At 33.8% G+C, this 21,809-nt stretch carries 20 protein-coding genes; 5 read left to right on the forward strand and 15 right to left on the reverse strand.

The window, feature by feature from the left end; genetic code table 11:
- Positions 1-2 precede the first annotated feature (2 nt).
- The 14 genes from hisC to E5D58_RS06810 all read right to left on the reverse strand — a co-directional run bounded on the left by hisC (position 3) and on the right by E5D58_RS06810 (position 15,093).
- Entirely contained in the window at positions 3-1,037 is a 1,035-nt protein-coding gene (hisC, locus tag E5D58_RS06745; RefSeq protein WP_136481085.1) for a histidinol-phosphate transaminase, read from the reverse strand.
- Complete coding sequence (gene hisD, locus E5D58_RS06750; RefSeq protein WP_136481086.1) at positions 1,034-2,320, reverse strand: histidinol dehydrogenase; 1,287 nt, start codon at positions 2,318-2,320, stop codon at positions 1,034-1,036. Before hisD ends, hisC begins: the two co-directional genes overlap by 4 nt.
- 25 nt (positions 2,321-2,345) lie before the next feature.
- Positions 2,346-3,203, reverse strand: coding sequence for an ATP phosphoribosyltransferase (gene hisG, locus E5D58_RS06755; RefSeq protein WP_136481087.1), 858 nt, complete (start codon positions 3,201-3,203; stop codon positions 2,346-2,348).
- Positions 3,204-3,518: 315 nt separating this feature from the next.
- Positions 3,519-4,334, reverse strand: a complete 816-nt coding sequence (locus E5D58_RS06760) for a prohibitin family protein (protein ID WP_136481088.1) — start codon at positions 4,332-4,334, stop codon at positions 3,519-3,521.
- Positions 4,335-4,355: 21 nt separating this feature from the next.
- Positions 4,356-5,132, reverse strand: a complete 777-nt coding sequence (locus E5D58_RS06765) for an SDR family NAD(P)-dependent oxidoreductase (RefSeq protein ID WP_136481089.1) — start codon at positions 5,130-5,132, stop codon at positions 4,356-4,358.
- Positions 5,132-7,168, reverse strand: a complete 2,037-nt coding sequence (locus E5D58_RS06770; RefSeq protein WP_136481090.1) for a VWA domain-containing protein — start codon at positions 7,166-7,168, stop codon at positions 5,132-5,134. Before E5D58_RS06770 ends, E5D58_RS06765 begins: the two co-directional genes overlap by 1 nt.
- Positions 7,169-7,233: 65 nt before the next feature.
- On the reverse strand, positions 7,234-7,980 hold the full coding sequence (fabG, locus tag E5D58_RS06775; RefSeq protein ID WP_136481091.1) for a 3-oxoacyl-[acyl-carrier-protein] reductase: 747 nt from the start codon (positions 7,978-7,980) through the stop codon (positions 7,234-7,236).
- Positions 7,981-8,096: 116 nt separating this feature from the next.
- Positions 8,097-8,969, reverse strand: a complete 873-nt coding sequence (sucD, locus tag E5D58_RS06780) for a succinate--CoA ligase subunit alpha (protein ID WP_136481092.1) — start codon at positions 8,967-8,969, stop codon at positions 8,097-8,099.
- Between the two features lie 103 nt (positions 8,970-9,072).
- The gene (locus E5D58_RS06785) at positions 9,073-10,011 is read right to left on the reverse strand and encodes a UDP-3-O-(3-hydroxymyristoyl)glucosamine N-acyltransferase (protein ID WP_136481093.1); all 939 of its coding nucleotides are present in this window, start codon (positions 10,009-10,011) and stop codon (positions 9,073-9,075) included.
- Between the two features lie 3 nt (positions 10,012-10,014).
- Positions 10,015-10,581 carry an elongation factor P gene (efp, locus tag E5D58_RS06790; RefSeq protein ID WP_136481094.1) on the reverse strand — a complete coding sequence of 189 codons (567 nt, stop codon included), beginning with the start codon at positions 10,579-10,581 and terminating at the stop codon, positions 10,015-10,017.
- A gap of 4 nt (positions 10,582-10,585) precedes the next feature.
- Complete coding sequence (lpxA, locus tag E5D58_RS06795) at positions 10,586-11,371, reverse strand: acyl-ACP--UDP-N-acetylglucosamine O-acyltransferase (RefSeq protein ID WP_136481095.1); 786 nt, start codon at positions 11,369-11,371, stop codon at positions 10,586-10,588.
- A gap of 1 nt (position 11,372) precedes the next feature.
- Positions 11,373-12,779, reverse strand: a complete 1,407-nt coding sequence (locus E5D58_RS06800) for a bifunctional UDP-3-O-[3-hydroxymyristoyl] N-acetylglucosamine deacetylase/3-hydroxyacyl-ACP dehydratase (protein WP_136481096.1) — start codon at positions 12,777-12,779, stop codon at positions 11,373-11,375.
- Positions 12,766-13,794, reverse strand: a complete 1,029-nt coding sequence (lpxD, locus tag E5D58_RS06805) for a UDP-3-O-(3-hydroxymyristoyl)glucosamine N-acyltransferase (protein ID WP_136481097.1) — start codon at positions 13,792-13,794, stop codon at positions 12,766-12,768. The genes E5D58_RS06800 and lpxD overlap by 14 nt, the downstream gene beginning before the upstream one ends.
- A gap of 54 nt (positions 13,795-13,848) precedes the next feature.
- Positions 13,849-15,093 (reverse strand): HD domain-containing protein, encoded by a 1,245-nt coding sequence (locus E5D58_RS06810; RefSeq protein ID WP_136481098.1) that lies wholly within the window; start codon positions 15,091-15,093, stop codon positions 13,849-13,851.
- 15 nt (positions 15,094-15,108) lie between these two features.
- On the opposite strand from E5D58_RS06810, the gene porX reads away from it, so the two are divergent.
- The 4 genes from porX to E5D58_RS06825 all read left to right on the forward strand — a co-directional run bounded on the left by porX (position 15,109) and on the right by E5D58_RS06825 (position 17,992).
- A complete protein-coding gene (gene porX / locus E5D58_RS06815) occupies positions 15,109-16,662 on the forward strand; it encodes a T9SS response regulator signal transducer PorX (RefSeq protein WP_136481099.1) in 1,554 nt (517 codons plus the stop codon).
- Positions 16,663-16,757: 95 nt separating this feature from the next.
- Positions 16,758-17,174: a tRNA (adenosine(37)-N6)-threonylcarbamoyltransferase complex ATPase subunit type 1 TsaE gene (tsaE, locus tag E5D58_RS06820; RefSeq protein ID WP_136481100.1), complete on the forward strand. Its 417-nt coding sequence runs from the start codon at positions 16,758-16,760 to the stop codon at positions 17,172-17,174.
- Between the two features lie 187 nt (positions 17,175-17,361).
- Positions 17,362-17,505 carry a hypothetical protein gene (locus E5D58_RS14940; RefSeq protein WP_168796644.1) on the forward strand — a complete coding sequence of 48 codons (144 nt, stop codon included), beginning with the start codon at positions 17,362-17,364 and terminating at the stop codon, positions 17,503-17,505.
- Positions 17,506-17,515: 10 nt separating this feature from the next.
- A complete protein-coding gene (locus E5D58_RS06825; protein ID WP_136481101.1) occupies positions 17,516-17,992 on the forward strand; it encodes a hypothetical protein in 477 nt (158 codons plus the stop codon).
- Here E5D58_RS06825 and E5D58_RS06830 read toward each other — a convergent pair.
- Positions 17,989-20,415 (reverse strand): outer membrane beta-barrel protein, encoded by a 2,427-nt coding sequence (locus E5D58_RS06830; protein WP_136481102.1) that lies wholly within the window; start codon positions 20,413-20,415, stop codon positions 17,989-17,991. The two genes, E5D58_RS06825 and E5D58_RS06830, sit on opposite strands and share 4 nt — an antisense overlap.
- A gap of 185 nt (positions 20,416-20,600) precedes the next feature.
- Between E5D58_RS06830 and E5D58_RS06835 the strand changes: the two genes are divergently transcribed.
- The gene (locus E5D58_RS06835) at positions 20,601-21,800 is read left to right on the forward strand and encodes an alanine dehydrogenase (RefSeq protein ID WP_136481103.1); all 1,200 of its coding nucleotides are present in this window, start codon (positions 20,601-20,603) and stop codon (positions 21,798-21,800) included.
- Positions 21,801-21,809 lie beyond the last annotated feature (9 nt).

Raw genomic sequence — 21,809 nt, forward strand, 5'->3', positions numbered from 1 at the left:
AGCTATAACATTTTCATAACTTCAATTAATTTTTCATTTTCAGCTTCAGTTCCAACTGTAAAACGCAAACAATTTTCACAACCAGGTTGAGTTGTTCTATTTCTAATTACAATCCCCTTTTCAATCAACTGATTGTAACGTTTCGTGGCATCATCAACTTTAGCTAAAACAAAATTCGCATCGGTTGGATAAATTTTAGACACAAAATTTATCTCTTTTAACTTCTCAGTCAAAACATCACGTTCCCTCAAAATATCTGCAACTTGTTGTTTTGTAATTTCATTTTGCTCTAATTGAGCAATCGCTTTTTTTTGAGTTAATTCGTTGACGTTGTAAGGGGGTTTAATTCTATTTAAAATAGATATGATTTCTTCTGAAGCATAACAAATACCTAATCTAATTCCTGCCATTCCATAGGCTTTAGATAAGGTTTGAGTCACAATTAAATTTGGAAATTCTTCTAATCTACTCGCCCAACTTTCTTCATTCGAAAAATCAATATAAGCCTCATCAATCACTACAATACCTTTAAACTCCTTGATTAGCCTTTCAATGGATTTAGCCTTAAAACTATTGCCTGTAGGATTGTTTGGTGAACAAAGGAATAACAATTTGGAATTAGCATCTGCTATATCCAATATAGCGTCGACTCTTGGCTCAAAATTAGCATCTAATTCGACACGTTTTATACCAATAGCATTAATGTTGGCCAATACGCTATACATGCCGTAAGTTGGTGGCAGTATGATAATACTATCTTGATTTGGTTCACAAAAGGCACGGTAAATCAAATCTAATACTTCATCGCTTCCATTTCCTAAAAGTATATTTTTTTGGGGAATAGACTTGATTTTTGAAAGCAAGGATTTAACTGTACGTTGTTGCGGGTCAGGATACCTGTTCACACCATTCTCAAACGGATTTTCGTTTGCATCCAAAAACACCATATCGTCGCTATTACCCTGATATTCATCTCTTGCCGATGAATAGGGTTTTAGTGCCTTTACGTTTGGTCTTATTAAATCTTGAATATTCATGACTTCAAATCCTTTAATCGAATGCTTACCGCATTTTTGTGTGCCTGTAAACCTTCTGCTTTCGCCATTAACTCAATAGTTTCTCCTATATTCAAAAGCCCTTCTTTTGATATTTTCTGAAAGGTCATACTTTTCATGAAACTATCTAGATTCACTCCAGAATAAGCTTTTGAAAATCCATTTGTTGGTAATGTATGATTGGTTCCTGAGGCATAATCTCCAGCACTTTCAGGCGTATAATCACCAATAAATACAGAGCCTGCATTACATATACCATCAATATATAAATCTTCATTTTTACAGCAGATGATAAAGTGCTCTGGTCCGTACTCATCAATCATATCCAATGCTTTTTCATCAGTATCAACATAAATCAATTTTGAATTTGCAATTGCTTTTTCTGCTATGGCTTTACGTGGTAAAACAGCTAATTGCTTTTCAACTTCTTCTTCTACTTCATCTATAATGTGCTTTGAAGTAGACACTAAAATCACCTGGCTATCTGTACCATGCTCTGCCTGACTTAAAAGGTCTGATGCTATATAAGCCGGATTAGCAGATTCATCAGCAACCACCAATAATTCGCTAGGGCCAGCAGGCATATCAATTGCTACACCATACTTAGTAGCAATTTGTTTAGCTACGGTTACAAACTGATTTCCTGGCCCAAATATTTTGTAAACCTTAGGAATGGTTGTTGTCCCGAAGGTTAAACCTGCAATGGCTTGAATACCACCAACTTTAATAATTTTTGTTACACCACACAGTTGTGCAGCAAATAAAATTTCAGGAGCCAATGCGCCTTGTTTATTGGGTGGCGAACACAAAATAATTTCCTTACAGCCCGCTATTTGTGCAGGGACAGCCAACATTAATACCGTTGAAAACAATGGTGCCGTTCCTCCTGGAATATAAAGACCTACCTTCTGTATGGGTCTTTTCTCTTGCCAGCAATCTACACCATTCGTTGTTTCAATAGTTACTTTTGATGTTTTTTGGGCAGCATGAAACACTTCAATATTTTGCTTTGCTTGCTTTATGGCATTCTTTAATTTCTCAGGAACTTTTTTAACAGCTTTTTCAATTTCTATGGAGGTAACAACATGAGATTCTAAAACAATTTCATCAAATTTAGCAGTGTATTCGCTAATAGCCAGATCTCCTCGTTCTGAAACATCATTAAAAATTTGAGTCACTATACCTTCAATATCCCCAACAGTTTGTGTTGGACGCTTTAAGATTTTAGACCAGCTGTTTCTATTTGGATTTTCAATTTTTTGCATTTAAATAGGCTTTTACTAATAGCTATTATAACACCATTTTTTCGATAGGACATACTAAAATACCTTGTGCGCCTTTAGCTTTTAGATCGTCAATAACATCCCAAAACTGGTTTTTGCTTATTACCGAGTGAATGGAGCTCCAACCTTCTTCTGCTAAAGGTAAAACAGTAGGACTCTTCATTCCTGGAAGTACATCAATAATTTCCTTAACTTTTTCATTAGGTGCATTGAGCAACACATACTTAGAATTTCTTCCTTTTAAAACCGATTTAATTCTAAATTGAATCTTCTCTAAGATAACTTGTCTTTCATCATCTAATTTGGGAGATACCGCCAGCACAGCTTCAGATTTTAAAATCGTGTCGACTTCTTTTAAATTGTTTTTAAACAGCGTACTTCCACTAGACACAATATCGCAAATAGCATCTGCAAGTCCAATATTTGGTGCAATTTCAACAGAACCATTAATAATGTGCAAATTTGCATTGACGCCATTTTTATCAAGAAACATTTGTACCGTATTAGGATAAGAAGTTGCAATACGCTTACCTTCCAAGTCTTTTATACTATTGTAATTATAGGCCTTTGGTACTGCAATACAAACACGACAGGTGGAAAATCCTAGTTTTTCAACCACACCAATACCTTCTCCTTTTTCGATTAAAACATTTTCTCCAATAATGGCAGCATCTACTACACCATCCTTTAAATATTGAGGTATATCACCATTTCTTAGATAAAACACTTCAACAGGAAACCCTTTAGCAGAAGCTTTTAATTGGTCTTTTCCGTTTTCAATAGAAATACCAATATCCTTTAATAGTCTCATCGAATCCTCGTTTAATCGACCCGATTTTTGAACTGCAATCCTTAGTTTACTCATTTTGTTCTTTTTATGAGTTTGAAACAATCGTGTTAGATTTTAAAAATAAAAACCCGCTTGATTGTCTCAAACGGGTTTAAAATATATGTTGATTTTATTCAATACATTTTCACTTCGCTTGAGAGCAAATTTGAGAATGATGATGTAAATGAATAAAAGTCATAATCTTGTTTTACGCTGCAAATATCAATAAAATATCTAATTAAATCCAAATTATAAATAGAAATCTTATCACATTTAAAAATTATTTGATATTCTTTTTAAAAAATTCAATTATCATCAAAATATGAAGATAAATACTAAATAAACTACGTTCTATTGATTCCCTAATATAATAGGCATGCCACTTTCACCAGAACCAATAACTATAACTTTGCTGTTTGGAGATTCGGATAATTTAATAGTAGCTTCTATACCTTTATCTTGAAGAATTTTATCTGTTAAAGAGGCACTTAAAATTTTATTAGCGTCTGCTTTTCCTTGTGCTTCAATTCGCTGTTTTTCAGCTTCTTTCTGAGCTGTTACTAGCCTAAATTCATATTCTAGAGATTCTTGCTCCTGTCCTAACTTACGCTCAATCGCATCCTTAATTGCCGTTGGTAAAGTTACATCTCTTACAAGTACTTCCACCAATTCGATATATTGATCATTTACAATTTTTTTTGTCTCATCAAATATCTCTTGTTGAATAGCATCTCTTTTTGAAGAGTATATTTGCTCAGGCGTATATCTACCCACAACACTTCTTGTTGCAGAACGAATAGCTGGTTTTAGTACGCGTTCTAAGTAATTGGCTCCTTTTTCTTGATGGAGTTTCCCTAAATTTTCAGTTTCTGGCATATACCATGCTGTTGCCTCCAGTTGAATATCTAGTCCATTGGATGATAACACTTTCATACGCTCCGTTAACTCTTGTTGTCTCACCTCATAAATAAATACTTTATTCCATGGAGCAACAATATGAAACCCTTCACCTAAAGGGGCTTCTTCTGTAACAACTCCACCTCCAAATGTCTTGTACAGCACTCCCGCCTCACCAGATCCAATGGTTACTGCAGATTTGGTTAAAACAATGACTAATACAATTCCTGCCAAAATAAAAGGCAAGGCTACTTTTGGTAATTTTTCCATAGTTACTTTTTTTAATTTTTTTTAAATTTTACCTTGATTTACCAACTGCCCTCCATCAATGGTTAACAGTTGCCCACTAGTGGTTTTGGCATCTATTGCCAAATATATAATTCCTTTTGCTATATCTTCAGGTAAAGATGTCTTATTTATGAGTGCTGCTTTTTCGAATTCTTTTTTTACAGATTCGTAGCGCTTACCCAAAAAGTCTTTTGTCCACCTAGTTTGAATGAACCCGGGGCAAATCCCATTTACACGAACATCTGGTGCTAGAGCGTGCGCAAGCGATAGTGTCATAGTAGACAAAGCTCCCTTTGAGGCAGAATACGCAATTGAACTTCCAACACCTGAAATAGCGCTCATTGATGAAATATTTACAACAGACCCCTGTACTGATTTTAAATGTGGCGCTGAATACTTTACCATTTGATAGGCTCCAACTACATTTACTTGATAGACATCATAAAAATCTTTTTCCGTTAAGCCATTTAAGTCGTTATAGTCACAAAATTTGGTGGTTCCAGCGTTATTTACCAGAACGTCCACCCTACCAAAAGTATCGATTACTTTACTAACAAGTTGTTTACATTCTGCATCAATACCAACATTTGCTTGGCAAACTAAAGTGTTTACTCCCAAACTAACACATTCTTTGGAAAGTGCCAAAGCTTCATTTTCACTTCTCGAATAGTTAATAACAACATTCCAGCCTCTCTTAGCAAACTCAATTATAGCAGCTGCCCCAACTCCAGTTGCCGAACCTGTTATTAAAACAGTCTTTGATTGTTTTTTTAAATCCATTAAATTAATCCGTTATATTTTCTTAAAATCCATTCTGCGCTTAAAGAAAGTGTTATTATACCTAATAGCAACTTCCAGTCTATCAAAGGTATGCTTTTTTTGTTGCTTTTTTGAATAGCCACAAAGCGTTTATCATTCATTAAGTGGGTAACTAAACTATCCGTATTAGATATAAAATATGCTTTACCTGAAGATAACTCAGCAACCTGTTTTAATTTAGCTGTATTTGCATTAAGAAATTGTTCTTCTACCTTAAAATCTAAAATTTGAAACGACCCAGATTTGGCAATATTACTTCTAGAAGCTTTAATTGTAAAGTTATATTTTGAAGGTTTAAGCCCGCTCAAATCGACTTGGTAATACTTGTTTTTAAGAATCACAGGAAACTCTCTACGCTCCTTGTCGTCACTATTTACTAGCTCTATGCTTAAAACTTCCCTTGAATCAAAAACAAAATTTTTATCAAAATATTCGGCCTTGATTAAAACATTTGAGTTACCATTATAAAACGATTCATAATCAATATTTAGTCGCGTCCTTTTTTGTTTCGATGCTAAATACTGAACTATTTTACCAATAAAACTATCAAAATCGTTAAACGATTGATTTTGCAAGTAGCTATGTGCGCGCCATTGCCAAATATTCTCTCCGAATAATACAATTTCTCGCCTTCCCGCATCTTCAAGGCTAACCAATAAGGGTAATTCTGTGGGTATCCCATTTAAACTTTTAAACAAAATAGTTTCATAAGCATTATTAAATATGATGTCTCCGAAATTTGAACGCAATGGAGGAAACGAACTAAACCCAATATCATTAATAATAAATGGCGAATAATTCTTGTTTAAATTGGGCTGATAAAACTCCTCTTGATTAGTAGTTTCAAGGCTATAGTATTTTGAAGTTGCATTTAAAAACCCAAAATCTGTTTTAGGTCCTACAACAAGCCAAATATTTTTATTTGCCTCTATTATACTATTATAAGCTTCTTTAAACTTATAGTTTGGTTGATATATTATAAATAACTCAAAATCATTTATTTGACTCTCAACAGACTCAGGGTCTAGAACCTTAACAAACCGCTGTTCGTTATGCTCAATGCTCTTTTTTAACATTCCTAAATCTGGATGAGACATGTTGGCGACCAAGGCAATATTAGTTTTTTGATCTATAACTTCAACAGCGAAGTTTTTTATATTATTAGTCTTGTTTTTCTCATTATCTATGGGTACAATTTCAGCTTTGTAGTTTAAAACACCTATTTGATTTGCAGGTAATGTTAAATTAATGATTTGAGAATTATTAGTTTTAGAAAAGTTTAGTGGTTTTGAAAAAACGATTTGACTCTGACTGGTAATAACAAATTTTGAATTAAGCTCTTTATTTCCGTTATAAACTACAATAACTTCTACAGGGAATTTATTCTTGAGAAAAGCATATTTGTTTACATTTAATTCTTGAATCTTAATATCGGTATATGTAATTGTGTCCCCTAAAATAACTGGGTATATAGGTTCTTCGTAATTACTTGAAGTCCATAAAAAATCGTTACCCAATGTTTGATTACCATCTGTAATTAAAATGGTTGGAGCTATTTTATTTTTATTAATCTGTAATAACTGCTTGAAGACCTGAGAAATATCCGTTTGATTATCAAGAAATTTTAGAGAGTCTTCTAATAACTTGAATCTTTCTCCAAAACTATACGTCGAGATATTAAACCTATTGTTAAGGTCTTGGTTTTCTTTTAGTTTTTTAACTAGGCTTATAGCCTCATTACCATAGCCTAAATGCTTGATGGAAATTGAATTATCGACCGCAATAACTAAATCGGGATTTTCAATGTAAGTTTCGTTCTGTTTGAAACTAAGATTTAAAAGTAGAAGTAAAACAGAAAATATAGTAATAAACCTTAAAAAAGAAAAAAGCATGCTCAATCTTGTCATGCTTTTCTTCTTGTTAAAATACTGGAAAAGTGCCAATAACAGGGCTATAACTCCAGAAATTATAATGTACAATATGATTTCTATTTGCATTTACGATTTTTTAATTATGAGCTCTTTTCAGAGTAATAAATCGCAATTTACATATCCATTTCAAGTTATGTAAGCATACCTCCATCAACATTTAATGTTTGACCAGTTACGTAAGCACTCATATCACTTCCAAGGAATACACAAACATTGGCAATGTCTTCGGGGGTCCCGCCTCTTTTTAATGGAATACTGGCTCTCCACCCCTTAACCACTTCTTCGTCCAATTTAGCGGTCATTTCTGTTTCAATAAAGCCGGGAGCCACAACGTTACTTCTAATATTTCTTGAGCCTAATTCCAAAGCTACAGATTTTGAGAACCCGATTATACCAGCTTTTGAAGCCGCATAATTAGTCTGACCTGCATTTCCTTTAACACCTACAACCGAGCTCATATTTATAATGGATCCTTTGCGTTGTTTTAGCATAGTGCGCTGCACCGCCTTGGTCATGTTGAAAACAGATTTTAGGTTAACTTCAATGACTTTATCAAAATCTTCTTCAGAAATTCTCATTAATAGGTTGTCCTTGGTAATACCTGCATTGTTAACCAAAATATCAATGCTTCCAAATTCACTAGCTACATTCGCTGCTAATTCTTGTGCTTCGTCAAAACTAGCTGCATTACTTTGATATCCTTTGGCTTTAACACCTAAAGCAATTAATTCGTTTTCCAATTCATTAGCAGCTTCCACAGAAGAACTGTAAGTAAAAGCAACATTGGCACCTTGCTGAGCAAAAACCTGAGCAATACCCTTACCAATCCCTCTGCTAGCCCCAGTAACAATTGCTGTTTTTCCTTCTAATAATTTCATATCTATTGTCTAGTTAGTTATTATATGTTGATTTATTCAAATATAGCAAATACAAATGGCATGAAATGAAAAAACCTCACAAGACTTGCAAGGTTTTTACATTCAAAATATTTAATTTAAGCTAAAACTTCAGCTATTTTCTTTCCAATTTCAGCAGGAGAATCTACTACATGAATACCACAGGCTCTCATGATTTTCTTCTTGGCCTGAGCTGTGTCATCACTTCCTCCAACAATGGCTCCAGCATGACCCATAGTACGGCCGGCAGGAGCAGTTTCTCCAGCAATAAACCCAACAACAGGCTTCTTGCTTCCACTTTCTTTATACCAGTTTGCAGCATCGGCTTCTAATTGCCCTCCAATTTCACCAATCATAACAACGGCTTCTGTTTCAGGATCATTTATTAATAACTCAACTGCTTCTTTTGTAGTTGTTCCAATAATAGGATCTCCTCCAATACCAATAGCAGTAGTAATACCTAAGCCTTGCTTTACCACTTGATCAGCAGCTTCATAGGTTAAAGTTCCAGATTTTGAAACAATTCCAACTTTACCCTGTTTAAAGACAAATCCTGGCATAATACCTACTTTAGCCTCTCCAGGTGTAATCACTCCAGGGCAGTTAGGTCCAATTAATCTACAATCTTTGCCTTTAATATAATTTGAAGCAGTTATCATGTCTGCTACTGGAATACCTTCAGTTATGGTAATAATCACTTTAATACCCGCATCAGCAGCTTCCATAATAGCATCGGCTGCAAATGCTGGTGGAACAAAAATTATGGTGGTATCTGCATTTACCTGTTCAACAGCCTCTAATACTGTATTAAACACAGGTTTTCCTAAATGCGTCTGACCCCCTTTACCTGGTGTTACTCCACCAACAACGTTTGTTCCATATTCAATCATTTGACCAGCATGAAACGTTCCTTCACTACCTGTAAAACCTTGAACTATAATATTTGAATTTTTATTTACTAAAACACTCATAAGAGATTATTTTTCGTTATTAATTTTATCTAGCAAATGTAATTTTTTGCTTCAAAATTTTAAAACAAAAAGCTACATTTATTTATTGTAATAAGAGAAACGTTTATTCCTTTTTCCTTAATTCTCTTAAAATTTCAGGGATTTTTCTAATATAAGCCATTTCCTTAAAACGTTCCCGAGCTTCTGATGCTGGAGAACCAAAATATGTTTTACCCTCGTCGGTTGAGTGCCCCAAACCTGACTGAGCATACAATTCGGTACCCTTTGCTATGGTAATACCACTTTTAACACCAACTTGACCCCATATAACAACTTGGTCTTCAACAACCACACAGCCCGCAATTCCTGTTTGAGAGGCTATTAAGCACTTTTTGCCAATAACGGTATCATGACCAATTTGAATCTGGTTGTCAAGTTTTGAACCTTCTCCAATAATGGTGTCTGCCGTTACGCCCCTGTCAATGGTACATGCAGCTCCAATGTCAACATGATCTTTTATAACAACTCTACCTCCCGATTTTAACCTATCATAGCCTTCAGGCCTGTTTTTATAATAAAAGGCGTTAGCCCCCAATACGGTAGCTGAATGTATAGTTACATTATCCCCTATTATAGTGTCATCATAAATACTAACATTAGAATGTATAATGCAATTATCACCAATTTTAACGTTATTTCCAATGAAACAATTTGGCTGAATAATAGTGTTTTTGCCAATTATAGCGGAATCTGCTATGTGCTTACCGCAAGAATTAAAAGGCTTAAAATGTTCTGTTAGTTTATTAAAATCTCTAAAAGGATCATCGCTAACCAATAATGCTTTGCCTTTTGGACAATCCACTTCTTTGTTAATTAAAACAATGGTTGCTTTTGAATTTAGCGCCTTATCATAATACTTTGGATGATCAACAAAAACAATATCTCCGGGCTCTACCACATGAATCTCATTCATGCCTAATACCTGAAAGTCTGAATCACCAACAAATTTACAGTCAATTAATTCCGCAATATTTTTTAAACTATGTGGTTTGGGAAACTTCAAAAACTATTCTTTAATACGTTCTTTATAAGTTCCTTTTGCCGTCTCTACTTTTATTTTATCTCCTTCATTAATAAATAACGGAACATTAACAGTAGCACCAGTTTCTACAGTAGCAGGTTTGGTAGCATTAGTTGCGGTATTTCCTTTTACACCTGGTTCTGTAGCTGTAACTTCCAAAACAACACTGGCTGGCATTTCTACAGAAAGCGGTAGGTTATCTTCTGAATTAATAATAACCGTAACTACCTCACCTTCTTTCATTAAGTCTGGACTGTCTAAAGCAGATTCTAATAGTTGGATTTGAGAATAATCTTCTGTATTCATAAAATGATAATATTCACCATCATTATACAAATACTGAAATTTATGTGTTTCCACCCTTACATCATCCAGTTTGTGTCCTGCAGAAAATGTATTATCGATAACTTTTCCGTTCGTTACACTTTTTAATTTAGTTCTAACAAAAGCAGGTCCCTTTCCTGGTTTTACGTGCAAAAACTCTACTATTTTGTAAATATCGTTATTATACCTAATGCATAATCCGTTTCTAATATCTGATGTTGAAGCCATTTATTTAATTTGATTTAAAATATCCTTTCATAATTCCACGATGCGAATTCTTGATAAATTGAAGAATTTCGTCACGCTCCGGAGTTGCCTCCATTTCTGCTTCTATAATTTCTGAAGCCTGTGTGTTATTGTAATTTTTTTGGTAGAGAATTCTAAATATATTCTGAATCTCTCTAATTTTTTCAGTAGTAAACCCACGACGTCTTAAACCAACTGAATTAATCCCTACATAAGATAGAGGTTCCCGTGCAGCTTTTACATATGGTGGTACATCTTTTCTAACTAAAGACCCACCTGTTACAAAGGCATGGTTTCCAACAGAAACGAATTGGTGAACGGCTGTCATTCCAGCCAAAACGACATAATCACCAATGGTAATATGTCCAGCTAAAGTACTATTGTTTGAGAAAATACAATTATTACCAACAATACAATCATGGGCTATATGGCAATACGCCATGATTAAACAATTGTTACCAACAACTGTTTTCATTCTATCTGCCGTACCTCTATTGATGGTAACACATTCTCTAATAGTTACATTATCTCCTATTTCTACAGTCGTATCTTCATCGTTATACTTTAAATCTTGTGGAACGGCTGAAATTACAGACCCCGGAAATATATTGCAATTCTTTCCTATACGCGCCCCTTCCATAATGGTGACATTACTTCCTATCCATGAACCTTCGCCAATTACAACATTATTGTGAATGGTGGCAAAAGGCTCGATTACTACATTTTTTGCGATTTTTGCCCCTGGATGAACGTATGCTAATGGTTGGTTCATATTATTTTACTTTAGATATTTGAGCCATTAATTCTGCTTCTGCGCACAGTTTGCCATTGGCATAGGCATAACCCTGCATATGACATATACCGCGACGAATAGGAGAAATTAAAGTACATTTAAAAATTAAGGTGTCACCTGGAACAACTTTTTGCTTAAACTTTACATTATCCATCTTCATGAAGAATGTTAAGTAGTTTTCAGGGTCCGGAACTGTGCTTAAAACCAAAATACCACCTGTTTGGGCCATAGCCTCACAAATTAAAACACCAGGCATTACTGGAGCTCCAGGGAAATGACCTTTGAAAAATTCTTCATTCATGGTGACATTTTTCATCCCCACTACATGGTTATCAGAAAGTTCAAAAACTTTATCAAGCAACAAAAACGGTTGTCTGTGCGGTAACATAGCCATAATTTGAGTCACATCCATAAGTGGTGGTTGACCCAAATCAATATTTGGCACATTATTACGGCGTTCGTTTTTAATTAATTTAGATATTTTTTTTGCGAACTGCGTGTTTATATAATGCCCTGGTTTATTTGCTATAACTTTACCTCTTATTCTTGTGCCTATTAAGGCTAGATCCCCTAAAACATCCAGTAATTTATGGCGTGCTGCTTCGTTTGGATGATGCAACGTTAAATTATCAAGAATACCATTAGGTTTAATAGCTATCGCATCTTTTTTGAAAGCTACCTTAAGCTTTTCCATAGTGTTAGGAGAAATGGCTTTGTCTACATACACAATAGCGTTATTTAAATCACCTCCTTTTATTAAACCATGTTCAAGCAACATTTCTAACTCATGTAAAAAACTAAAAGTTCTTGAGTCTGCAATATCCTTTTTAAAATCGGCTATATGGTTTAAAGTTGCATTTTGAGTGCCTAGTACTTTAGTCCCAAAATCTACCATAGTAGTAACCTGGTACTCTTTGGCCGGCATTACTAGTATTTCGCTTCCAGTTTCCTCGTCTGCGTATGAAATGACATCCGACACCACGTATTCTTCTCTAAAAGCATCTAGTTCAGTAACCCCTGCCTTTTCTATAGCTTCAACAAAAAACTTAGAGGATCCATCTAAGATTGGAGGTTCAGACGCATTTAATTCAATTATTACATTATCAATATCTAAACCTATTAAGGCTGCAAGAACATGTTCGGAAGTTTGAATGGCCACTCCATTCTTTTCTAAGCGAGTCCCACGTTGTGTATTAGTTACATAATTAGCATCAGCCTCAATAATTGGTTCTCCTTCCAAATCTACTCTTTTAAAAGCGATGCCTGAGTTAGCTTCAGATGGTTTAAAAGTTAAGGTTACGTCTTTTCCTGTGTGTAAACCTACACCATTTAAAGAGACAGCTTCCTTAATTGTTTTTTGATTGATTTCAGTATTAACTATTCCCATTTACTTTCTTTTCTAAATCGTTTAATGTTTTTACAATGGTTGGTAGGTTTTTAAAATGCACATAAGACTTTACATAGTTGCCATAATCTATGGATGGTGAGCCGTAAAGTTTTTCTCCATCCTTCACATTATGACCTATACCAGATTGCGCTTGTACTTTAACTCCATTACCTATAGACAAATGACCCGCAATACCAACTTGCCCACCAATCATACCATATTGTCCTATTTTAGTGGATCCTGCCACACCTGTTTGGGCAGCTATAACAGTGTTCTTTCCAATTTCTACGTTATGTGCAATTTGAATTTGATTATCTAGTTTTACACCTTTTCTTATAATTGTAGAACCTAATGTAGCTCTGTCTATAGTGGTTGCAGAGCCAATATCTACATTGTCTTCTATAATGACATTCCCTGTTTGAGGTACTTTTTGAAACTCGCCATTCTCATCCGGTGTATATCCAAATCCATCGGCTCCAATTATAGCTCCACTATTTATTATGCAGTTGTTACCTACTTGAGTTTCAGAGTATAATTTAACACCAGAGAATACCGTAGTATTATCGCCAATTTTAACATTGTCTCCGATATAAGCTTGTGGGTAAATCTTTACATTATTACCAAGAACAACATTTTCACCTAGATATGAAAAGGCACCCAAATATACATGCTCACCATAAGTAGCAGAATCCGATTGAAAACTTGGTTGTTCTATTCCAGACTTATTGTTTTTAACTTGGTTATAATATTCAAGCAGTTTAGAAAAGGATTTATAGGCATCATCTACCTTTATAAGTGTGGTATTAAGATCGTTCTCTGGGACGAACGTTTTATTTACTATAGTAATCGAAGCCTTAGTGGTATATATAAAAGACGTATACTTAGGATTTGCTAAAAATGTTAAAGACCCTTCAAACCCTTCTTCTATTTTAGAAAGCTTCGATACTTCAACATCAGGATTCCCAACTACATCACCTTCTAAGATTCCTGCAATTTGTTGAGCTGTAAATTTCACAAGTTAAATGTTAGTCGTTTTTTGTTTGATAATCGCAAAAATAGGAAAAATGTACTAAAGTCTCTCCTTAGGATAACATATAAAATATTTAGTAACGGGTTTTGATAATGCTTTTAAATTTAGTTGGTCTGATGCTTTTACAATATCTTGAATTTTTCCAGATTTATTGAGAATATTGATTCGTTTGGCGTTTAATTGATAGGCCTGATTTGATATACTACCAGAGAAAACAAAATAATTGGCTTCTTCTTTTGTAATTCCATGATCCGATATAATACTGTTTAAATGCTTGTCTAAACTTTTTGCCTTAATCTGTTTATTTTTCAGTTTAATTTTTAGCAAGTTTCTATTTATAATCATATTACAAAGCTTGCTCAACACAAAATCATCATGATATTGCCAGTCTTTAATTGCGGAAAGTATATCATAATCATCAAGTTTTGAAAACGTATCAATAGTATACTTATCAAAATTAGAAATAGAAATTTTATTGCTAAAAAAGTACATGAGCGCACTAGATGCTTTAAGACTTGTGCCTAAATCATGAAGTTCTTTGGCTCTTTTCAATACCCTAATTAGCAACTGTTCTGCTACTAGTCCAGTTTTATGAAGATAGACCTGCCAATACATTAAGCGTCTGGCAATTATAAATTTTTCTACACTGTATATCCCTTTTTCTTCAACCACCAAATCATCATTTACCACATTTAACATGGTAATTAAGCGTTCACTATTTATATTGCCTTCAGCAACTCCTGTATAAAAGCTATCGCGTTTTAAATAATCTGCTCTATCCATGTCTAGTTGACCTGAAATAAGCTGACACATGAACTTTCTTGGATAATGGCCCTTAAAAATTTCAATGGCTAACGTTAAACTTCCGTTAAATTCGGCGTTTAACTTTTCCATAAATAACAAGGAAATCTCCTCATGAGACACATCATTTACTATGCTATGTTCCATGGCATGAGAAAATGGACCATGCCCTATATCATGTAACAAAATGGCTGCATACAAAGCAGTCTCTTCATTATTTGAAATCTCAACTCCCTTAAAACGAAGCACATTCACCGCTTGTTGCATTAAATGTACACAGCCAATAGCATGATGAAATCGCGTGTGATGCGCACCAGGATAAACCAAATAAGACATTCCCATTTGAGTAATTCTGCGCAAACGCTGAAAATATTTGTGTTGTATTAAATCAAAAATCAGAGAATTCGGAATAGTAATAAATCCGTAAATTGGGTCGTTTAATATTTTAAGTTTATTCAAACTTTCACGTTTAGCATTTAACATTTACAAATATAATATATGAATAGAATAAAAGTACTTTGGGTTGATGATGAAATTGATTTATTGAAACCTCACATTTTATTTCTTGAAAAGAAAAATTATGAGGTTATGACCTGCCAAAGTGGAACAGAAGCAATAGATATATTAGATGAAGAAAATTTTGATATTGTTTTTTTAGATGAAAACATGCCTGGTCTTACAGGGCTAGAAACACTTCATGAAATTAAGGAAAAACAAGACAGCTTACCAGTTGTGATGATTACCAAAAGTGAGGAAGAATATATTATGGAAGAGGCCATTGGAAATAAAATAGCCGACTACTTAATAAAGCCTGTAAATCCCAACCAAATACTTTTAAGTTTAAAGAAGAATTTAGATCATTCTCGGTTAGTATCGGAGACAACAACCTCAAATTACCAACAAGAATTCAGAAAAATAGCTATGGATTTGGCTATGGTTAATAGCTTTGAAGCATGGGCTAGTTTGTATCAAAAACTTATTTATTGGGAAATTCAGCTAGAAGATATTGAAGATACAGGGATGTTTGAGATTTTAGAGTCTCAAAAAGTCGAGGCTAATATTCAATTCGGGAAGTACATTGAAAACAATTATGCCGATTGGTTTAAAGCGCATAGCGATGCTCCAATTATGTCTCACACCTTGTTTAAAGAAAAAGTAGTCCCAGAAGTTAGTAAGAAGCAGCCAACCTTATTATTGGTAATTGATAATTTAAGATATGACCAATGGAAAGTTTTTGAGCCTATAATAAGTAATTATTTCAAAAAAGAAAAAGAAGAAGCGTTTTATAGCATACTCCCTACAGCAACACAATATGCTCGAAATGCCATTTTTTCGGGGCTGATGCCAAGTGACATGGAAAAATTATTTCCTGAGTATTGGAGAAATGACACCGATGAAGGAGGTAAAAATTTACATGAAGCCGATTTTCTTAAAGCTCAAATAAAACGTTTAGGGTTAAATGATATTGTTTATGAGTACTATAAGATTACCAATTTAAAAAATGGTAAAAAGCTAGCCGAAAATTTTAAATCCCTAAAATCCAACGACCTAACTGTGGTGGTGTACAATTTTGTAGATATGCTATCGCATTCAAAAACAGAAATGGAAGTTGTTAAGGAATTAGCCTCGAACGATAAAGCATATAGGTCTTTAACCTTAAGTTGGTTTAAAAACTCACCACTTCTTGAAATGATTCAACAAGCGCAGCAGTTAGGTTTTAAACTTATATTAACAACCGATCATGGTACAATTAATGTTAAAAATCCCTCTAAGGTTATTGGTGATAAAGACACGAGCTTAAACCTTCGTTATAAAACAGGGAGAAGCCTTACATATGAAAAGAAGGATGTCTTAGTAAGTAAAGAACCAAAGGAACTCCATTTGCCTTCTATAAATATGAGTAGTTCTTATATTTTTGCCAAAAGCGATTTGTTTTTTGCCTATCCTAATAATTACAATCATTATGTAAGCTACTACAGGAACACTTATCAACATGGAGGAGTTTCACTGGAAGAAATGATTATTCCATTTGTTGTTTTCAACCCAAAATAGTCTATGAAAAACACAAAACATCGATGAAATGCATATATTTTTAGGAATTTAAAAAAATTATGCTTAACATTGCCAGTAAAATATAGGTTTCAATATTGGAAATTACTTATAAATTAAATGATGTTGAGGCAGTTGCTCAGCAGCTTATAAAGCATGTAAAAAGTAAAACCCTATTATTCTATGGAGACATGGGAGTAGGAAAAACCACTTTAATAAGTGCTATTGTGAAAGCTTTGGGTAGTAAAGATGATGTAAGTAGTCCTACGTTTTCAATCGTCAATGAATATAAAGCTAAAGACGATGCTATATATCATTTTGATATGTACAGAATTCAAGATGTTGAGGAAGCTTATAATTTTGGAATTGAAGATTATTTGAATTCTGATTATTGGAAATTAATTGAATGGCCAGCTAGGATTGAAGACCTATTGTTTGGTAATTATGATACAATTAAATTGGAAATAAGAACTCGCAATTCAAGGATTGTAGTTCTTGAAGCTTATACTAAATAACTAAAAAAATAAAGGCAAAATGAGCAAATAAATAACATGGTTTACCTCCATATTTAAAGTTTTACGGGAAACCCCTACCGAAAATTTAAAGAATCCTAGTTTTTAACATTTCTTTAACATTTTTAGAAAAACTGAAGTATAGGCTTTAGTTACATTTGGGTAATTAATTAATTAAATCCCTTATAAAATGAAAACTAAAAAGTATGTAATCGCATTAGCGTTATTCGGAGGTATGTTATTTTTGGCTCAAGCAGCTACAACCTACAACCTTGATGCACAAGAAACAGCAATTAGAAAAGATAGAATCAAAGTTCCTGGACAAGAAAGGTAATAGGAAAAGTTTGGTTATAGGTAGTGTTATTGCAACATTAATTGCAACAACACCTTACTTATTCAGTCTACATGAAAGTGTTCCCGACATTAAAGTTGTGAACACTTTTTTTGGTAAATATGAGAGTAATTATTATGAGAGTCTTTTTGTACTTTCTTGGACTCTAACGGGTAAAGTCATTCCCTTATTCTTATTGTTTATTTGGATTTTCACTTGTAAGCACTGGTGGTATCATACCATTTTAGTTCCTATCGCCATGTATTGTTACCAAATTATAGTTGTACTAAACGATGATCTTGTATTTGCTGATAATGACCAAATACTGTACTTGATTCCTGTAATGGCTATTATTATTCCTTCCATATACTTAATAAGGGCTCGTATTTTTAATAGAATCAATGAGGCTAATAAATCTTTAGAAGAACTTGAAGAGGAACTTATGCTATCACCAAAAAACTTTTGGGGCAAAATTAAGGATTACTTTTAATTGGCATTTCCTAGTCGCTCCCTTTCTTGCAGTTCAATCTTTTTGCTGTTATTCTTTAAATTAAAGTTACCGAACTTATAATTAAACCCAACTATCAACAACCTATTCTCCATATTTGAGCTTAAATAAATATCTTGGTTTAAATACTTTGTTGTTTGGGTGAAGTTTTGAGTATTAAACGCATCATTAATACCAACATTAAAAGAGGCTCTATTATTCCAAAGTGCCTTCCTAAGATTTATATCGAAACCAAATCTATTACTTATTATAGAAGGGCCATCGGCAATCCGAGATATAAATGTAAGTCCCACATCTAATGTTAAACTCTTGTCTTTCAAAAAACTAAAATAATTTATAGCTTGACCATAAAACGACCACTGATCATTTTCGATAAGGCTATTATCACTCTCTAAGGCAAAATACTGATTGTTATAGTAAAAAACCGATGATAGCACATATAGATTCCAAATATTCGTAATACCTGTATAAGTAGTAAAATCAAGGCCATACGATATACTTCTATCGATATTTGTGCTAACATACTTAAGAAGTTTTTCTTCGTTATCCTGAAAAACTATATCTAAAATAGGATCGTTTTCTATTCGGTAATAAATTTCAAAGGTATAATCCGTGTTAAAAGTATATCCTAGTGTAATAACATCATCTATTTGTGGTTGCAGGTTGGGATTACCAGAAACATAGGCATTATCATTAAGGAAATACTTAAACGGATTTAGTTGCGTATATTTTGGGCGGTAGATTCTTCGGTTATAGTTAACATAAATCTCATTCTCATCATTGAGTCTATTTAAAATATTAATAGATGGAAAAAATTTTAAGTAATCATTGTTTGTAATAGCCTTGTTAGATAATGAATTACCTTTAATATTGGTATATTCCGTTCTCAAACCAGTTTTTAGACTCCAAGCACCCCAATCATTGGCATAACTCATGTAAGCAGCATAGTTCGTCTCATCATATATAAACACATCAGAATTCTCTAAATCATTTTTATTCACTTCATTTTCAAAACTATACTGATCTAAAACACTTTCAGATTCTATTTTAGATACTTTCATACCAGTCTCGAATTGTGCACCATTATCAAACGGCAATTCATAATCTAGCTGTCCAGTATACAATTTAATTTTCTGGTTTGAAAAGGTTTGGAACCTATTATTCCTAATTAAAACGCCATCAGGAAACAAATAATCCGTATCGACATTCTGAAAACTTGAAAACTCATAATCAGTATAATGAGCACTAACGTTAATCTTTTCTCCTGCTCTATCGAATTTATGAATATAATCTGCATTGAACGCCATATTATACGTTTCATCAACAGAGCGGTTTTCAGTATTAAAAGTTGAATCCAATACTTTAGACGCACTAAAAACTTCAGTATTTGAATTTACATTGGTTTTGGTATAATCTCTCGGAGCAATTAACACGTTTGAAGAAAACCCTAAACGGTTGTTCTTATCAAATTCGTAGTCAAGATTAACATTAATGTTTTGATTTGCAGTTTTGCGAGTTCTTTTGTAATCTGTTTCCCAACTAGAAATTATTTGTTCATCTTGAATGAAGTTTATCGACTCCAAATTATTCCTAAAGTCTTTTCTAGGACTAATATTATAGTTAATATATGTACTTAATTTTTTAGTCTTAAAATAATGACTTGTACCAAGGGAATACTTCGGGAACTGAAACCCCTGTTTATAATTACCATATATACTACCATGGTATCCAATAGCAATATTTTTATTAGAAATAATATTAAGTACAGAACCACCTTCAGCATCATATTTAGCAGGAGGGTTCGTTATAACCTCAATCGATTTAATATCATTAGCCGTAGTTCCTTCTAACAATTGCACAACTTCTCTTTCAGAAAGATAAACACGTCTATCGTTTAAATAAACGATAGGCGTTGTCTGCTTAACGGAAATTGCCCCATCATGTACGATAACTCCCGGTGTATGCTTTAAAACATCCAGCACATTGTTATTGGATAAAGTAGAGTTTTCAACATTAAAGACTAAGCGATCAACATAGCGCTTTACAGTTGGCCTTTTAGCAACTATGGTGACATCTTCCAACTCCTCACGGTTTTCCTCTAAAATTACTAGTCCTAAGTCAACCAATGTATTAATGTTAATTTCCTTCGAAAACGGTTTAAAACCAAGATAGCTTATTTTAAGTGTGTAGGTGTCTTTTACAACATCTTGAATATAAAACGTTCCAGACTCATTCGTGGTAGCGCCGTATTGTGGCTCACTGTTTTTAGAGTCTAACAAAACAACATTCGCATAAGGAATAGGAACCTTGTTCGTGTCTGTTAACATCCCTTTAACACCTAGCTCCTGCGAAAAACTAAAGAACTGAATCAAAAAAATAAAAGAGAAAACTATTTTATAGGTCATGGAGCTATTTCTACTACAAAACTAAAATAATATATTTAATACGGACTACTGCAACGCATATTAAAAAAATCAGTTTTTTCCTATGTTTTAAGAAATTTGAACATTTGAAATTACAAATTAATATGGGCTTAAATGTTCATAATTAAAATTTATTTGTAATTTCATGTTTCTATAAGACTTCAAATATGTCCAAACCACTATCGCCTTTTACTAAACAACAACTTTTACCCCAAGAAGAAACATTAGAAATCTACAAACAAAAGGGTGAGTTATTTATTGGCCTGCCAAAAGAAACAGCATTTCAAGAAAAACGTATTTGTTTAACCCCCGATGCTGTGTATGCATTGGTAACTAACGGACATAGAGTATTATTAGAATCTGGAGCCGGTAATGGTGCTAATTTTAGTGATAAAGATTATAGTGAAGCCGGTGCTGAAATAACAAAGGATACTGCAAAGGTGTTTTCTTGTCCAATGATTTTGAAGGTAGAACCTCCTACCCTTGAGCAAATAAAGTTAATGAACCCTCAAACTATTCTAATTTCTGCGCTTCAAATAAAAACGCAAGACAAAAAGTACTTTGAAACATTGGCCACAAAACGCATAACAGCACTAGCCTTTGAATTTATTCGCGATAGTGAAGGTAGTTTTCCTGCTGTAAAATCTTTAAGTGAAATTGCTGGAACAGCCTCTGTTTTAATAGCCTCTGAACTGTTGTCTGATACAAAAAATGGCAATGGACTCATGTTTGGTAATATTAGTGGCGTGCCTCCACTAGAAGTAGTTATTCTTGGCGCTGGTACGGTTGGTGAGTATGCTGCCAGAAGCGCTATTGGGTTAGGAGCAGGTATTAAGGTTTTTGATAACTCCATAACTAAGCTTAGACAAATTCAAACCAACTTGGGACGTCCCATTTTTACTTCTACCATACAACCAAAAAATCTTCTTAAAGCTCTTAAACGTTGTGATGTTGTTATTGGTGCTGTACGCGGAACAAATCGGGCACCTATTGTTGTAACTGAGGCTATGGTGGAACATATGAAAAAGGGAGCTATTATTATAGACGTCAGTATTGATATGGGCGGTTGTTTTGACACCAGTGAAGTCACCACACATAAAAACCCGACGTTTGTTAAACATAACGTCATCCACTATTGTGTCCCAAATATTTTAGCCAGATACCCCCGAACAGCTTCTGTTTCCATTAGTAATATTTTTACGCCTTATCTTCTTAAAATCGCTGAAGATGGTGGGATAGAAAATTCCTTAAGATTTGATAAAGGTTTAAAAAATGGGTTGTACTTTTACCACGGAATTTTAACAAGTAAATCTGTGGGAGAATGGTTCGATTTAAAGTATAGCGATGTTAATTTGTTACTTTTTTAAACGCTCCGT

The organism is Cognatitamlana onchidii (assembly GCF_004804355.1).
In the GTDB taxonomy this organism is placed as follows: Bacteria; Bacteroidota; Bacteroidia; order Flavobacteriales; family Flavobacteriaceae; genus Cognatitamlana; species Cognatitamlana onchidii.

What these genes read in the sequence shown, in the direction of transcription:
- hisC (WP_136481085.1), bottom strand. Translation starts at nt 1,037, where the DNA reads ATGAATATTCAAGATTTAATAAGACCAAACGTAAAGGCACTAAAACCC.
- hisD (WP_136481086.1), bottom strand. Translation starts at nt 2,320, where the DNA reads ATGCAAAAAATTGAAAATCCAAATAGAAACAGCTGGTCTAAAATCTTA.
- hisG (WP_136481087.1), bottom strand. Translation starts at nt 3,203, where the DNA reads ATGAGTAAACTAAGGATTGCAGTTCAAAAATCGGGTCGATTAAACGAG.
- E5D58_RS06760 (WP_136481088.1), bottom strand. Translation starts at nt 4,334, where the DNA reads ATGGAAAAATTACCAAAAGTAGCCTTGCCTTTTATTTTGGCAGGAATT.
- E5D58_RS06765 (WP_136481089.1), bottom strand. Translation starts at nt 5,132, where the DNA reads ATGGATTTAAAAAAACAATCAAAGACTGTTTTAATAACAGGTTCGGCA.
- E5D58_RS06770 (WP_136481090.1), bottom strand. Translation starts at nt 7,168, where the DNA reads ATGCAAATAGAAATCATATTGTACATTATAATTTCTGGAGTTATAGCC.
- fabG (WP_136481091.1), bottom strand. Translation starts at nt 7,980, where the DNA reads ATGAAATTATTAGAAGGAAAAACAGCAATTGTTACTGGGGCTAGCAGA.
- sucD (WP_136481092.1), bottom strand. Translation starts at nt 8,969, where the DNA reads ATGAGTGTTTTAGTAAATAAAAATTCAAATATTATAGTTCAAGGTTTT.
- efp (WP_136481094.1), bottom strand. Translation starts at nt 10,581, where the DNA reads ATGGCTTCAACATCAGATATTAGAAACGGATTATGCATTAGGTATAAT.
- lpxA (WP_136481095.1), bottom strand. Translation starts at nt 11,371, where the DNA reads ATGAACCAACCATTAGCATACGTTCATCCAGGGGCAAAAATCGCAAAA.
- E5D58_RS06800 (WP_136481096.1), bottom strand. Translation starts at nt 12,779, where the DNA reads ATGGGAATAGTTAATACTGAAATCAATCAAAAAACAATTAAGGAAGCT.
- E5D58_RS06810 (WP_136481098.1), bottom strand. Translation starts at nt 15,093, where the DNA reads ATGTTAAATGCTAAACGTGAAAGTTTGAATAAACTTAAAATATTAAAC.
- porX (WP_136481099.1), top strand. Translation starts at nt 15,109, where the DNA reads ATGAATAGAATAAAAGTACTTTGGGTTGATGATGAAATTGATTTATTG.
- E5D58_RS14940 (WP_168796644.1), top strand. Translation starts at nt 17,362, where the DNA reads ATGAAAACTAAAAAGTATGTAATCGCATTAGCGTTATTCGGAGGTATG.
- E5D58_RS06830 (WP_136481102.1), bottom strand. Translation starts at nt 20,415, where the DNA reads ATGACCTATAAAATAGTTTTCTCTTTTATTTTTTTGATTCAGTTCTTT.
- E5D58_RS06835 (WP_136481103.1), top strand. Translation starts at nt 20,601, where the DNA reads ATGTCCAAACCACTATCGCCTTTTACTAAACAACAACTTTTACCCCAA.